This window comes from Siminovitchia fortis, from assembly GCF_007681465.1.
Lineage (GTDB): Bacteria > Bacillota > Bacilli > Bacillales > Bacillaceae_C > Siminovitchia > Siminovitchia fortis.
Window position 1 is genome coordinate 18,222 of sequence record NZ_VEKZ01000047.1, and the last position, 14,324, is coordinate 32,545.

Here is a 14,324-nt window from a genome sequence, read left to right on the forward strand (position 1 = left end):
TTGGAGGCATCGATTTATAAGTAAACATATTGTTTTAAAAGGATATAGCAATGATTGTCGCAACCGGAAGGCCGGCCATCAGTCAAAATATATATATAAATTCACAGTATTAATTCCCGCAAAATCCCCAACCCTTTTTCCAATTCTTGCATTGATGCATAGGCATAGGATAGACGAATATGATGTAAATCCTTTGTCTCATAGATATAGCCCGGATTAATTAAAACATTTTGGTGGAGCAAGTTTAGAAAAAGCGCCTTATTCACAATGGGTTCATGAAACCTGAGCCAGATATAAAATCCGCCTTCGGACTTTTTCCATGTCGCAACTCTTTGAAAGTCCCGCTCCAATATGGCCTCGACAAATGCGGCCCTTCTTTTTAATTGTTCACGGAGTTTAATCAAATGTGTCTCGTAAAGGCCAGATGAAATCCAATGGGCGACAATTTCTTGAGAAAAGGCACTGGAGCCATAGTCCGTTTGCATTTTAATATCACCTAAGCGCCCTATGACAGGTGAAGGAGCCACAACCCATCCGATCCTGAGCCCGGGGCTTAGTGTTTTGGAAACACTGCCGATATAAAGCACTTGCCCCGATGTGTCAAATGACTTGATTGGGGGAACAGGGGTCTCAAATGCCAATTCGTGGTACACATCATCCTCAATAATCGGTATCTGCATCTCCTTACACGCACCGTACAGGGCTTTCTTTTCCTCCAATGACCAGCTTTGCCCAGTGGGATTGTTTAAAGATGGGACACAATAAAATACTGATTGTCTTTTCCTTTTGAATTTCCGTAAATTGTCTATTAAGGATGTATGCCGTGTAATCGAAATCATCCGCATCCTGGCCGATTGAAAAGGGTGTACGGAATTTAAATAGGAAGGCTGTTCCTGGAAGACAATCGAGCCTTCCTCCAATAATCCGATGGCAATTAATTGAAGTGCTTGCAATGCGCCTGAAACAATTAAAATATTTTCCGGGACGGTTTCAATTTCTCTATTTTTTAAATACTCACATAAAACCTCACGAAGTTTTTCACTTCCTTGTGGTGATGAATACCCAATTTCCTTTGGTTTAAGCGATATTTCTTCTAATGACTGCTCTAGTTGTTCCGCAGGAAGCAAGTCCGGTGATAATTCACCTGTTCCAAGACGAATGATATGGTCCATTCGTTCATGTTCATTGATTAGTTGAATTGTATGATAATTGGGCTTATAAATGCTGGATTCAATGTGCTGCTGCCAATTCAATTGGGCTTTGTCCAAAAGCATATTCCAAGAATTATTGGCCACAAATGCACCAGCCCCCACTTTAGATTCAATCAATCCATCCGCTTTCAGTTCATCAAAGGCAAGCTGCACGGTGCTTCGATTCACATGAAACTGCGCTGCCAGCTGGCGCTGCGTCGGGAGCTTCGTTCCAACCGTCCAATCCCCTCGTTCGATTCGGGACTTTACCCATTCCACAATTTGCTCATGAATGGTCATATGGGAGGACCGTTTTGGTTTCCAATTCATCCAACCCCTCCTAAATTGGATGGATGAAAAACCATCCAATTGGCCGTTTTCTTTTAGTTGTATCATAGTACGATAGGAATTGAAAGGGAGCTGATCATTTGGAAAGTATTTTACATGGAATCATATTAGCATTCGGTCTTATTTTGCCTTTGGGTGTGCAGAATGTATTTGTTTTTTCACAAGGTGCTACTCAGCCAAAAATAGCCCGGGCACTACCGGCTGCTATTACAGCCGGGTTTTGCGATACACTACTCATCCTTTTGGCTGTCTTCGGTGTATCCGTGATCGTGTTGCAATTTGAATGGCTGAGACTCGCACTTATGGTTGTCGGGATATTATTCTTGCTTTATATGGGATATGCTATTTGGAAGTCTGAACCTGCAACGGCTGAAACGGATAAAGCATTGGCAGTCCGCCAGCAAATCATTTTCGCGTTATCCGTTTCATTATTAAACCCGCATGCCATACTGGATACGGTCGGTGTCATCGGGACAAGTGCATTGAAATATACAGGATTAGAACAAATATTTTTTACAATCGCCTGTATTTTCGTGTCCTGGATCTGGTTTTTCGGACTAACGGCGGCAGGGAGAATGATGAAAAAACTAGATGGGAAGGGCAAACTAATGAACGCATTCAACAAATGTTCCGCTTTATTTATTTGGGGAACCGCTTTTTATTTAATGATTGGGTTAACCTGATTTTACATCCCCTTAATGATTAGGGGGTTTTTGTGACCGCGCGGGCGATTTTTCATTGGAATGGGCATGGATCGGGCCGCCCAATGACCGCGTTGACGATTTTTCATCGATACCGGGCATTGGAACGGCACTCCAGTTACCGCGCAAGCGATTTTTCGTCGGAGCCGGGCACTGGAGCAGCACTCCAGTTACCGCGCCGGCGCTTTTTCGTCGGAACCGGGCACTGGGGCGGCACTCCAGTTACCGCGCAAGTGATTTTTCACCGAAGCCGGGCACTGGACGGTTTATTCTAATAGGGATAACAACATTGTTTAGTTCAGTTTAAATAGCTTGTTAAAAGCACTTTCCCTCTCCTTGTTTTAAGAGATTCAACAGACTTTACAGCTTCTTTTATTTCTGATAAGTCGAAATGGGAATCGGGCTTCATTAAACTTAATTGGTTATTTTTTATTAATTCTATCAAACGTTGGAATGTCCCCTGCCAAGTTTCTGTCGATACTCTTTGATTCCAATGCCGTAAATGAAATATTTGGGCGTTTACCATGGCTTTCTTTGTAACTTCTTCCCAGTTTACTTGAGTCCCCGACAAAAGCCCTATGCTTAATAAAGTACCTCGAGGGTTTACGCAATAAGCTAATTCGGTGCCAGATTGCCCTCCCACTGAATCAATGGCGACGGAGGCCCTCCTTCCATTCGTTAAATCCATAACTGTCTCATATAACGGATCCTTGGATGTATTAACGACATGGGAAGCACCCAGGCGAAGCAGTTCATCTGTATAATGATCATTTCTCGTTACCGCAATTAATTGAAATCCCAACACTTTTGATAATTGGGCAAAAATATGACCGATCGAAGAGCCGCATGCATTTACCAACAACGTATCACCCGGGCCTAATCTTAACTTTTCTGTGCAAATAACCCATGCTGTAATCGGATTGATATACATTTGTGCAGCAATGAAATCATCGATAAAGTTAGGAATGAGGATTGCATGCTCTGCTGAAGTTTTAACAAACTCTTGCCAAGTACCTTCTCCACGTAAAGGTAAAACCCGCTTCCCAATGAGATTTTTAGTTACCAATGAGCCAACATCTTCTACAATTCCGACTCCTTCATAACCAGGAATAGCCGGCAAAGAAGTTCGATGGGCATAAGAGCCCCTGATTGGGATTAAGTCGGACGGATTAATCGGGCGAACCAGCATACGTACGAGGATTTCATGATCCGCAGGCGGCTGAACGCTTTTATCTTCAATGGTTAAAACGTCTTCAGGACTGCCAAACTCATAAAACTTAATACATTTTGCTTTCAAATCTGAGCCTCCTTCAGTTCTCTATCGTATAGACACGGGATGGGCTAAACGATTAACAGTGGAATTTTATCGCGTTGCTGTAAAACAAAAAAAGTGCCATTTTCATTTGATAGAACGGCATATTCCAAACTAAGTATTCTAGCAATATCCTTAATTTTTTTAATCCTAGGCCTAGGATCCTACTATCAACCTCGAAACCAATTCCGTTATCCCTAATGGTAACAGCTTCGCTTTCAATGATCACCACTAGCTTTTCAGCTTTTGAATGTTTTACGGTATTTTGGAAAATGTTGTCATATAGTCTTTGAAGCCACAACCGTTCGAGAATCGGGAATTATTAAAAAAATCGTACCAGCAACAAATTAAGGATATGATTAGACATCGTCATCCATTCCTTTTGGTGGATATGATTTTTAGAACTTGAAACAGGAAAAGCGATGTCGGAATAAAAAATCGTGGCTGCCAGTGCCCCCCTCCCCATTGATTATGGTTAAAATGCATTATCTAAAGACGAAGCAACTCATCGTTTATCCTGTTAAGGTTCTCCTTCAACTTCACCATACTCTTGTAGTCGATCTTATCATGATACGCTTCTGTTTTCTGGCTCTGTTCATCAATGGACAGCTGCTCAAACTGTTCGATATCCTGACTTGATAACCGATAATCCTCCCGCAGGTTTCCTTTGAATTGATCAACCACTCTAATAATTTCATCAATATTCTGTCGCATAGAAGTGGCTGCCGAAAAACTGCGCTGATCTGTGTCCTTGTTATAAATATTGGAAAGTTTCCTATTTTCCTCATGCATCATTTCCTTGATATGCCGAAGCTTTCCGGCATCCGATGGATCGACAATCATATGATCTAAAATTTGTAACGAAGCATCCATCAGTTTTTTCAGCCTTTTTAGATTCTGCATATAAATACCTCTTTTATCCAAATGATTATCATTATTATGTGGTCATTACAGGAAAATATACGGTTAGTCCAAGAGCCAACGAACAAAAATCCAGGGCCCTTGATAATACTAGATTTATCAAAACCGGACTTCTGAAGCTGGTCTCTCAGCTTAACCCAATGCCACGTCCAAGATCATCATTAAAATAAATCCGAACATCAAGCTCATTGAAGCAAGATCCTTGTTACCTTTTTCCTGGGATCCCGGGATGACCTCTTCGGTTACAACAAAAATCATTGCTCCGGCTGCAAAGCTCAGGGCATACGGAAGCAAAGGTTCGATAAATGCGACGGCCATTGCCCCGATCACAGCGGCGATTGGTTCAACCATCCCCGAAAACTGGCCGTACATAAAACTCTTCCGCCGCGACATGCCATCTCCCCTTAAAGGCAGCGCAACCGCAGCCCCTTCGGGAAAGTTCTGGATTCCGATTCCAAGTGCCAGGGCAAGCGCACCGGCCAAAGACGATTCCGTCCCCCCGTTCGCAAGTGCACCGAAGGCAATCCCAATAGCAAGCCCCTCGGGAATATTATGCAGCGTAATCGCAAATACAAGGAGCGTGCTCCTCTTCATTTTCTTGGGCCGATACCCCTCCGCATCTGTCATTTCAGCATTCGGATGAAGATGAGGCAGGATTTTATCTATACTCCAAATGAAAATGCCGCCCAATAAAAATCCGGTAGCCGCCGGGAACCAGACACCAACCACACTATCTTCAGACATCTCGATGGCCGGCCCGAGCAGTGACCAGTAACTCGCAGCAATCATGACGCCTCCGGCGAAACCGAGCATACCGTCAAGCATCCGCTGGTTAATCGTTTTGGTGGCAAACACCAGCGTCGCTCCGACAGCCGTCATAGCCCAAGTAAATAACGTAGCCAGAAACGCTTGCATCACCGGATTGAAATTCATGAAAAACTCCACCATGTTCGAAGAACTCCTTTTTTTAATTCATAAGCTTTTATCTGCTTAGCATGTTCCAAAATTAAACTTGAACCACTATATTATATCAATCCTTAATGGGCGGTGTTCATAAAAAGGGAAAATGTTTAGTCTGATTAATTGAACTCTCAAACAAAAAAACTCCCATGATTTTTTTCAATAATGAAAAAGGAAAATCGGATGAGCATCCGGTTTTCCCCTCGTTTTGCTGTAGAGTTTTTGACCATTTAACAAATTGTTTTGTTATTGGCCGTATCCTTTCATTCGGGAAGATTAAGTTGCCAAGAGACACCGTACCGATCGTTTATCCATCCGAACTTCCTGCTAAACCCATAATCATCCAACGGCATAAGGGCTTGGCCGTCTTCGATAAGTTTTTCATAAAGGTTGTCAAGTTCCTCTTCAGAACTACAAGTAAGAAAGATTGAAAACGAAGGTGTAAATGAAAATTGATGCTTAATATTACTGTCAATGCACATAAATTCTTGTCCTTTCAAGGAAAAAGCAGCCTGCATCACAGTTCCTTCTTCCCCGGCTTCATTTGCTCCGTATCTAACAATACTTATAATTTCTGAATCCTCTATGAGTGATGTGTAATAGTTCATTGCTTCTTCCGCCTTGCCATCTTGGAACATTAAGAATGGTGTAACCTTTTCCATTAAAAATCTCCTTCCTTCAGCAGCACTCAACCACTTCTTTTATAAAATGCCACCTTCGCCACGATTTATCAAAAAGTTCTTTAATCCCCTTTCGTCATTATATCAATACCATCAATGAATGACAGATTGTGTACCACCTAGTGAAGCAAGTCCGTGTAAATTTCGATCCCCGAAAGTAGTGATTATAATGGCACGGTGGTTATTTATTTTATTCAACATCCAACATGCATAACCCCGTTCTGATTTTTAGCACGGGGTTAAAACAAGCTGTTTAATTTTTAAAAACCTAAAGTTCGAGACCTCCACCACGTTCAATTCAATGATTATAGATATTCTTTGCATACCCTTGGCAAGGCGAAGAACGGTGATCAGGCTAATTAGCGAAAAAATGGAACTTCTTTCACACCTGCCATACGTGCATACACAAAAAGTTGGCCTTTATGGTGAATCTCGTGATCATACATTGCAGTGAGGTATCTTTTTTTTGGCCCTTGAAGTTTTGGATGCGATGAATGATTTTCGGCTTCCAGATCTGCATCAGTCAATGACTCGTATGTAGCTTTTGTTTTTTCAGTAAACTCCTTTACAGCTTTGCGCACATCTTCCATTGTCTTACATTCAGGAATGTCTGGTGAGGTAAATTCTTCGGTCTTGACCATTGAAACGAACACATCATTCCATCCCGCAACATGCAACGCCAGTTCACCAAGCGTCATAGCATCTTCCCACGGTTTAAAATCGATATGTTCGTCATCAATGGATTCAAGTAATTCTTCCAACACATTCCGATGTTGCAACCATTCATTCATCATTTGCTTTGCTTCCAAATTATTTCCTCCTTGATTGTGTCTTCTGTCCAAACCGTAAAAAAACCATTTAAATACGATTCGCTATGGAACAGCTTAATTCCTTCTTTTTTCAAACCCGACGAGCTTTGAATACATAATATACAAGCAAAAAAACTAACCGCCAACATGATGGCGGTTAGTTTTTTCCTTAAAGTGAAGAACTGTCTTCAATTGCTGTTTTATCATTAAATGTTTTCAAATTCAGTTTCCCCAAGATTCGTGCTGTCAATGTTCCGGCAACCATGCTGTCATTCACATTTACAGCTGTACGCCCCATATCGATCAGTGCCTCGATTGATATGAGCAAACCGGCCAAAGCTACCGGGAGTCCCATAGAAGATAAAACAATCAATGCGGCAAAGGTTGCCCCTCCGCCAACACCGGCCACACCAAATGAACTGATTCCGATAATCAACACTAATTTGATGATAAAAGCTGGTGTAAATGGATCAATCCCGACTGTTGGCGCAATCATGACTGCCAGCATGGCCGGGTACATTCCCGCACAGCCATTTTGCCCAATGGTCGCTCCAAATGAAGCTGACATGTTGGCGATTCCTGTGTCAACACCAAGGGAGTTTTTCTGTGCCTGGATGTTCAGCGGAATCGTGCCTGCACTTGAACGGGATGTAAAAGCAAATCCTAGTACAGGGATAGCCTTTTTCAGGTACGTCATCGGATTTAAACCAAAAACCCCCACCAATAAAAGATGGAAGATCATGATGACGAATAAAGCGACATAAGACGCAATCACAAATTTTCCAAGCTGAACAATACCGGCAACATCTGTCTTAGCCACTGTATTGGCCATCAAAGCCAGAATTCCAAATGGTGTCAGGCGCAAAATCAGCGTTACGATCCGCATCACAACTGCATAAAGTGCATTCACCATTTTCGTAAACATTTCCGCCTGTTCCGGATTTTTTCTCCGCAATCCAAGGACGGCTATCCCGACGATGATGGAGAAAATGACCACCGCAATGACCGAAGTTGCCCGCTCCCCTGTCATATCCAAAAATATATTGGACGGAATAAAACTCAGGATTTTTTGCGGTGCAGAGAGATCCTGCACATCTCCAAGCTTCTCCTGAAGCATATCACCACGCTCAATTTCCGCCTGTCCCGCATCAATTTGATCTGCACTCAAATTAAATAATCCGGCAGCACCAATTCCGATCAAAGCGGCAACCATTGCCGTCGAAACTAAGAAACCGATAATCCAGGCAGACATTTTTCCAAGGTCTGCGGATTTTTCCAAATTAATGATGGACTGAATGATGGATACCATGACAAGCGGTACAACAATCATCATTAATAATTGGATATATCCGCTTCCGACGATACTATATCAATCCGCTGTATTTGTTAAAATTTCCGAATCTACCCCATAAACGGCCTGTAAAAGCGCACCAAGCACAATCCCGGCGCCTAAACCGGTGAATACGCGTTTTGTAAATGAAATATGTTTCTTTTGCATAAAAATAAGAAGGCCAATAATCGCTAGTAAAACAACGATATTCACGCAAATTAAAAATATAGTCATTATGCTCCCCCTTTCGTTGTTAGCGCTCAAGTATGTTTTTCATCATATGCGCCACGGATTTACTGTGCCACAGTAAAATAAATAATTCCTATAGATTTAGTGCATTTAATAAACTAATAATATACATACCACAAGCGATTCTGTCAACGATTTGGTTTAGAACATGATTTATCTTGTCGATATTGGGCGGATTTCGTTAGTTGGCGGGAAGTATTTGTACGCCTTTAATTACTTTCTTTCCTAACTATAATAGAATGGCTATGAACCTCCTCTAACGAGATTGGAGAATAAAAAAAAGACCGAATCAACCATTGAATCCAGCCCGAATTGTATTTAATTCCTAATTGTTCAAGAGCAGCTGCTTCTTCCAGTGCTGCCAAGTATGTCCCAGCAGCACATCACTTCACCAACATGCAAAGATGGTTTTGGTTCATCATCAAATAAACTTTTTATAACATCCATACTATGACGTAATGAATTGCCCGCCGTTGACATGAAGTGTTTGTCCGGTGACAAAACGGGAGTCATCGGAGGCTAGATAAACAAAAGTCGGGGCAACCTCAAACGGCTGGCCTTGGCGCTTCATTGGATTTTCCGCCAGTGCTACTTGATCAGCCGAGAAGCTTGCCGGAATGAGGGGTGTCCATATACGCCCGGGTGCAATGGCGTTCACCCTGATCCCTTTGTCAGCTAAATTGCGTGCCAATGCGCGTGTGAAGGCAACGTTTGCACCTTTTGTCGCCGAATAATCCATCAGTTGATCATTTCCATCATATGCGACAACTGATGCAGTATTAATGATGGAGCTTCCTGCCTTTAAGTATGGAAGGGCTGCACGGGTTGTATAAAAATGGGAGTAGATATTAACCTTGAATGTATCGTCGAACTGCTCATCCGTAATATCAAGCAGGCTTAATTGCTGAAACTGGATGCCGACATGATTGCAAAGCACATCAAGCTTGCCAAATGTTTTGATCGTTTCTTCGACGATATCAACACACTGCTGCTTTTCCCTTAGATCCCCAGGCAATAATAAACAGCGTTGTCCTATCTCTTCAATCCTTGCCTTGGTTCTGCCTGCATCCTCATGCTCATCCAAATAGGCAATTGCAACATCGGCTCCCTCTTTTGCAAAAGCGATCGCTGCCGCTGCCCCCATTCCACTATCACCGCCGGTGATAAGCGCCGCTTTTCCAGATAATTTTCCGCTTCCTTTATAATTGGGATTCTCAATAATCGGCCGGGGAATCATGAGTTTTTCAACGCCTGGCTGCCGCATCTGGCGCTGCTCGGGTACAGTAATCGGAATGTCTTCATAGCGCGTTATTTTTCCGTAATAGGGATACAATGGATAATCTTGCTGATCGTGTGCCATGCATATCCTCCTCGAAAGCATTTTCCAGTACTTTATGTCTTTTGGGCTGACAGGGTGCTTGTTAAGCATAAAATAATGGATCCGTACGGGCTCAGAATAGAGGAGTTGGAATAATGTAAAAGCATGAAAGAAATGTATCAAGGGGGACTGCCGTCATGCAACCATATCATTTCAGCCGGGAAGCCTTGCTTTTGTTGGCAGGGCATTCTGATGAAAAGGTAAATCTGATTTACAATGCGAATCCGTATTCTTTTAAAATGCCGAAAATCGGACCGAGGCCGCCTTATTACTACAATCCGAGATACGAACAGTATTATCCTATTATCTAAACCGTACTAAATCAGTTATTACTTTCACGAAGGTCATATATCAGCCTAAATAGTGGATATAGGAACCTATTGTTGCACAGTCAGGGTCCTGTATATAAAATTTAAAAACAGAATATTTTCAGCGCTTATGACTGACTTCATGATGTGAGTTACTCTCTCCCGGTTTTTTAGTCGAAACGACATCGGAATATTCACTCTTTTTGAATAACAATCAAAGGCTAACTGTTGGTTCAAGCAGAGTCAGTGTTTGATTGATCGTATTCATATTAACCATTGCCCCAATAGGAATGGCCGTTTTATAAATACCATGTCCGGTTGTAAGATTAGTCATCAGCGGTTTTCCAAGGGGAACAACAAACTCATTGATTAAATCTTCATAGGTCTTACCGTAAGCAACATCGCATCCCGTACACTCTCCCATGATTATTCCTATACAGTCCTGAAATTTTCCGGCCATTTTTAAATGATTCATATACCTGTAGACCGTATTGATCGGTTCATTGGTTTCTTCCAGGAACAGGATTTTCCCCTTTGTATCTATCTCGAAATCCGTTCCCAAAGTGCCGATAAAAGACGTGAGATTGCCTCCGACAATACGGCCCGTAACGTTTCCGGGAACTCTGCCAACCAGTGGTATTCCCGCCGGATTCACTATTGGCCGGGTAGGTGTTAAGTTGGAAGTTATGGAAAAAAACTGACTATAATTGTACCCTGGGGTTTCAGGAGTAAAGTCAATGAGCATAAGACTATGGAATGTCATTAAATCTGCATATTGAAAGAGTACATTTAATAATATCGTAATGTCGCTATAACCCGTTATTATTTTCGGATTCTGCCGGATGATATCATAATCAAGGTAGGGAAGTATTCCGGCTACGCCAACCCCTCCTCTTGCCGGCAGTATCATTTTAACTTGCTCATTTCGAAACATATTCATCAAATCAGCTGCCCGCTCTTGGTCGGTTCCTGCAAGAAAACCGTTTCGGGAATATACATGTTCCCCTACGACTACATCAAACCCCATATTGTTTAACATATTAATTCGGGTATTAATAACATTTACATCTAATGGACTTCCGAGAGTAACAATCCCAATGGTGTCACCTTGCCGCAAAACAGGTGGGTTCAATCTCATCAGTGTTAACCCCCTTGGTTGTTTTCAATACCAAAAAGTTCACTCTTTCTTCAACCAACGACCTTTATTGGAATAGCCCGGCTGATGTTTTTAAGACTATACTGTCACTTAACAATATAGTCCATTTTCCCCCGGAAATTCCTTTTAGATTTACTTTCATCTAAGAAAGTACAATAGGCGTTTTCAGAGCTTGGCAAATGCCTAATTCCGTTGCCCTGCATACACAAAACAGAGCTTTGTCAGCAAATTAATGAATGTTACGCTTTTTGAAGCTACCGCCCTTAACTTCAGCAACATCATATACAGCAACAAAGGCATTTTTGTCAATTTCATAAATAATTTCTTTCATTTTACTATCCTCTAAACGGTTAATGACACAAGTAATTTCTTTGAATTGTTCATTTGAATAACCGCCTTCAACTATATTATACGTTGCACCGCGACCTAATCGGTCACGTATCGTTTCAACCATTAATTCGGGATGAGTTGTTATAATTTTAAAGGTTTTAGAACCACTTAAACCTTCTTCAACAGTGTGAATCACCTTAGATGCAATAAAATAAGCGATTCCCGATAAAAAAGCCCCTTGAAGTCCAAATACTGTTGAAACAACAATAAACACAAACAAGTTTAAAAATAAAATGAGATCGCTTGTTCCGAAAGGTAATTTTCGGGAAAGCAATACTGCCAGCATATCAATGCCATCCAATGCACCGCCATTTCGCAATGCCAACCCCATGCCAAAACCAATGATAATACCTCCAACAACGGTTACTAACAATGTATCGCCTTGAATAATAGTTGGTATATGGTGCATAATGCTGGTCCCGTATGCCAGTGAAGCAATGCCGATAACCGAAAAAATAGCAAAACTTTTCCCAATTTGTTTATATCCTAAAAATACGAATGGAATATTTAGTACGGCAATTAAAATTCCCAGAGGTAATTCAAATAACTGTGAACCAACGATGCTCAGACCCGTAACACCCCCGTCTGACACGTTGTTTGGAATCAATATCGCTTCCAGTCCATAGGCGGTTATAAAGGCCCCAATAATAACTGCTAATGCTCGTGATACCTTTTTAAGTCTACTGGTTCTTTTTTGCTTAATGACTGTACTCATTTAACTTCCTCTTTCTAATCTTTTTTCACTTTTGGCTTTTACACTTTTTCATTCATTTATGCAATCAAATTTTAGATTTGAATCGTCCGGAATTGATGGCATTTGCTCCACCTATAATAGTTTTATCGTTTATTTGGCATTTAAAAAATATCACAGTGTTTATGAAGTTACAACAGTAATCGATTGAAGGAAGTATATAAGAATACGGATCTTGAAGTAACTTCTCCCGTAATTGGCTTTTAGGCACTTAGGAGAGAAGATGGTGTCTCTACTCCGTCCCCTCTTTAGATTTCAGTTCTATGCAAGTGAGCAATTGAATTACGTTACAATTGTTTGGGGCATTGTTGTGGTGGTACATGGAGTGGTTTCGTTGGTCGTATGGATGCAGAATAAAAAATAAATCCCGGAACCACAGGTAAAGAAAGAACGGTGGCAGTCACTGTTCTTTCTTCTTCAATTTATATGTCCAGACTACTTAGAAAAGCAGCCTCCTTGTTTGTTTACGGAAGCAGCGGGAGGTTGTTTTTTATGTTCATCTAGGCAAAGGTTAATTACTTTTATTTATATTTTGCAGATTTTTCTTCATTAGAGCTGCCACTTGTAAATTATCTTGATTAGAAGCTTTTTCAAGATGCTTAATAATTAAATCTTGACGTTCCACAGGGTGGTTTTGGCTTAATTTAGCTTTTGCTTCAATTTTAGTGATTTTTATTTTAAATGCGACGATCCCCTTATTCATTTTATCTAAAAAATCCGGATCAATCTTATTTAAATGATATGGGCTATCCTGGCTTTCATATTTATTTACCATGTCATTTAACGAATCAAATATTACTTGCTTATCTTCGACAATCTCCATATTTCCATATACGTGGATAGATACATAATTCCAAGTAGGTACAGCCTTCATCGTCTCGTACCAAGAAGGTGAAATATAGCAATGAGGGCCTTGGAAAACGACGAGAACTTGTTGATTTTCTATATCCTTCCATTGCTTGTTCGGGCGGGCAAAATGACCGTATAGAGCATTTTCACCTTTATTTAATGTCAATGGAAGATGAGTAGCGTAGGGTTCTCCTTCATGCTGGGAAAATAAGGTTGCAAAGCCATATTTTTCGATAAAATCATAAATTACTTCTTCGTCATCAATTTTAAAATGTTTAGGTACATACATAACATAGCTCCTCCTTATAAAGCCTTATCATTGATAATTTTTGAAACCGTTAGGAAAATAATTTGTGCCACGGCAAGGTGAGGCATTTTCTTACGCAGGCTGCAACTATCATTTTATGAGATTAATTTTAAACCAATAGCCGCCCCTAATACCATTGCTATAAAAACCAACCTTTTCCAGTCTTTTGATTCTCCGTATAAAACCATACCTAATATTGCTCCACCAGAAGCACCAATTCCTGTCCAAATAGCATACGCTGTTCCCATAGGTAATGTTTTCATCGCATAAGCAAGAAAAAGAAAACTAGCCCCGAATCCAAGAAATAACAGTAACACCGACTGCCAACTGCGATCCCTATGCAATTTACTTATCATTGCCACGCCAAACATTTCAAATAAACCTGCTACAACCAAAGAAGCCCACGCCATTATGATTCAACCCCCTCTTTAACGTTGTCTTTGGTAACTAATTTCAAACCAATTACCCCTGCCAATAAAACCAAAATCAAAATGATTTTAGCTGCCTTAAATGGTTCTTCAAAAAATACGATATCCGAGAATACAGTTCCCGCAGTACCTAGTCCAACAAAAACTGCATAGACCGTTCCAACAGGAAGTTTTCTGCCAGCCATAATCATTAACCTGAATCCGTGACGTAGTTTGTTAAAAGCTTGAAAAGCAGGCTGATTTTACCCATTTTCAGC

Annotated in this window: 13 protein-coding genes and 2 pseudogenes; 2 read left to right on the top strand and 13 right to left on the bottom strand. The window is 41.1% G+C overall.

Annotated features, from left to right (window positions below; genetic code table 11):
- Positions 1–101: 101 nt before the first annotated feature.
- Positions 102–1,520 (bottom strand): aminotransferase-like domain-containing protein, encoded by a 1,419-nt coding sequence (locus FS666_RS14040; RefSeq protein ID WP_144462756.1) that lies wholly within the window; start codon positions 1,518–1,520, stop codon positions 102–104.
- A 98-nt stretch (positions 1,521–1,618) separates the two neighbouring features.
- Between FS666_RS14040 and FS666_RS14045 the strand changes: the two genes are divergently transcribed.
- Entirely contained in the window at positions 1,619–2,221 is a 603-nt protein-coding gene (locus tag FS666_RS14045) for a LysE/ArgO family amino acid transporter (protein WP_144462758.1), read from the top strand.
- A 316-nt stretch (positions 2,222–2,537) separates the two neighbouring features.
- On the opposite strand, the gene FS666_RS14050 is transcribed toward FS666_RS14045, so the two are convergent.
- From FS666_RS14050 to FS666_RS14085, 7 genes and pseudogenes are all read right to left on the bottom strand, one after another.
- Positions 2,538–3,536, bottom strand: coding sequence for a zinc-dependent alcohol dehydrogenase family protein (locus FS666_RS14050; protein ID WP_144462760.1), 999 nt, complete (start codon positions 3,534–3,536; stop codon positions 2,538–2,540).
- 504 nt (positions 3,537–4,040) lie between these two features.
- Positions 4,041–4,454 (bottom strand): hypothetical protein, encoded by a 414-nt coding sequence (locus tag FS666_RS14060; RefSeq protein ID WP_144462762.1) that lies wholly within the window; start codon positions 4,452–4,454, stop codon positions 4,041–4,043.
- Positions 4,455–4,604: 150 nt separating this feature from the next.
- Complete coding sequence (locus FS666_RS14065; RefSeq protein WP_144462764.1) at positions 4,605–5,420, bottom strand: ZIP family metal transporter; 816 nt, start codon at positions 5,418–5,420, stop codon at positions 4,605–4,607.
- A 275-nt stretch (positions 5,421–5,695) separates the two neighbouring features.
- The gene (locus FS666_RS14070; protein ID WP_120075559.1) at positions 5,696–6,094 is read right to left on the bottom strand and encodes a VOC family protein; all 399 of its coding nucleotides are present in this window, start codon (positions 6,092–6,094) and stop codon (positions 5,696–5,698) included.
- A 377-nt stretch (positions 6,095–6,471) separates the two neighbouring features.
- A complete protein-coding gene (locus FS666_RS14075) occupies positions 6,472–6,921 on the bottom strand; it encodes a DinB family protein (protein WP_235870417.1) in 450 nt (149 codons plus the stop codon).
- A 169-nt stretch (positions 6,922–7,090) separates the two neighbouring features.
- Positions 7,091–8,485 (bottom strand): annotated as a pseudogene (locus tag FS666_RS14080) (L-cystine transporter).
- Positions 8,486–8,948: 463 nt separating this feature from the next.
- On the bottom strand, positions 8,949–9,860 hold the full coding sequence (locus FS666_RS14085; RefSeq protein ID WP_120075726.1) for an SDR family oxidoreductase: 912 nt from the start codon (positions 9,858–9,860) through the stop codon (positions 8,949–8,951).
- A gap of 155 nt (positions 9,861–10,015) precedes the next feature.
- Here FS666_RS14085 and FS666_RS19865 point away from each other — a divergent pair, with 155 nt between their 5' ends.
- Positions 10,016–10,189, top strand: coding sequence for a hypothetical protein (locus FS666_RS19865; RefSeq protein ID WP_186306565.1), 174 nt, complete (start codon positions 10,016–10,018; stop codon positions 10,187–10,189).
- A gap of 211 nt (positions 10,190–10,400) precedes the next feature.
- Here the strand turns inward: FS666_RS19865 and FS666_RS14090 are convergent, their stop codons facing one another.
- From FS666_RS14090 to FS666_RS14110, 5 genes and pseudogenes are all read right to left on the bottom strand, one after another.
- Positions 10,401–11,324, bottom strand: coding sequence for a S66 peptidase family protein (locus tag FS666_RS14090; protein WP_144462766.1), 924 nt, complete (start codon positions 11,322–11,324; stop codon positions 10,401–10,403).
- Positions 11,325–11,571: 247 nt separating this feature from the next.
- The gene (locus FS666_RS14095) at positions 11,572–12,447 is read right to left on the bottom strand and encodes a YitT family protein (protein WP_144462768.1); all 876 of its coding nucleotides are present in this window, start codon (positions 12,445–12,447) and stop codon (positions 11,572–11,574) included.
- A 547-nt stretch (positions 12,448–12,994) separates the two neighbouring features.
- A complete protein-coding gene (locus tag FS666_RS14100) occupies positions 12,995–13,621 on the bottom strand; it encodes an FMN-binding negative transcriptional regulator (protein ID WP_144462770.1) in 627 nt (208 codons plus the stop codon).
- A gap of 113 nt (positions 13,622–13,734) precedes the next feature.
- Positions 13,735–14,049, bottom strand: a complete 315-nt coding sequence (locus FS666_RS14105; protein WP_144462772.1) for a DMT family transporter — start codon at positions 14,047–14,049, stop codon at positions 13,735–13,737.
- Positions 14,049–14,267, bottom strand: a pseudogene (locus FS666_RS14110) (DMT family transporter); the annotation flags it as partial. The gene FS666_RS14105 and the pseudogene FS666_RS14110, both read right to left, overlap by 1 nt.
- Positions 14,268–14,324: the final 57 nt, after the last annotated feature.

Bases quoted from the DNA above. Each gene is read 5' to 3' on its own strand.
- FS666_RS14040 (WP_144462756.1), bottom strand. From the start codon at position 1,520: ATGAATTGGAAACCAAAACGGTCCTCCCATATGACCATTCATGAGCAA.
- FS666_RS14060 (WP_144462762.1), bottom strand. From the start codon at position 4,454: ATGCAGAATCTAAAAAGGCTGAAAAAACTGATGGATGCTTCGTTACAA.
- FS666_RS14065 (WP_144462764.1), bottom strand. From the start codon at position 5,420: ATGGTGGAGTTTTTCATGAATTTCAATCCGGTGATGCAAGCGTTTCTG.
- FS666_RS14070 (WP_120075559.1), bottom strand. From the start codon at position 6,094: ATGGAAAAGGTTACACCATTCTTAATGTTCCAAGATGGCAAGGCGGAA.
- FS666_RS14085 (WP_120075726.1), bottom strand. From the start codon at position 9,860: ATGGCACACGATCAGCAAGATTATCCATTGTATCCCTATTACGGAAAA.
- FS666_RS19865 (WP_186306565.1), top strand. From the start codon at position 10,016: ATGCAACCATATCATTTCAGCCGGGAAGCCTTGCTTTTGTTGGCAGGG.
- FS666_RS14090 (WP_144462766.1), bottom strand. From the start codon at position 11,324: ATGAGATTGAACCCACCTGTTTTGCGGCAAGGTGACACCATTGGGATT.
- FS666_RS14095 (WP_144462768.1), bottom strand. From the start codon at position 12,447: ATGAGTACAGTCATTAAGCAAAAAAGAACCAGTAGACTTAAAAAGGTA.
- FS666_RS14100 (WP_144462770.1), bottom strand. From the start codon at position 13,621: ATGTATGTACCTAAACATTTTAAAATTGATGACGAAGAAGTAATTTAT.
- FS666_RS14105 (WP_144462772.1), bottom strand. From the start codon at position 14,049: ATGGCGTGGGCTTCTTTGGTTGTAGCAGGTTTATTTGAAATGTTTGGC.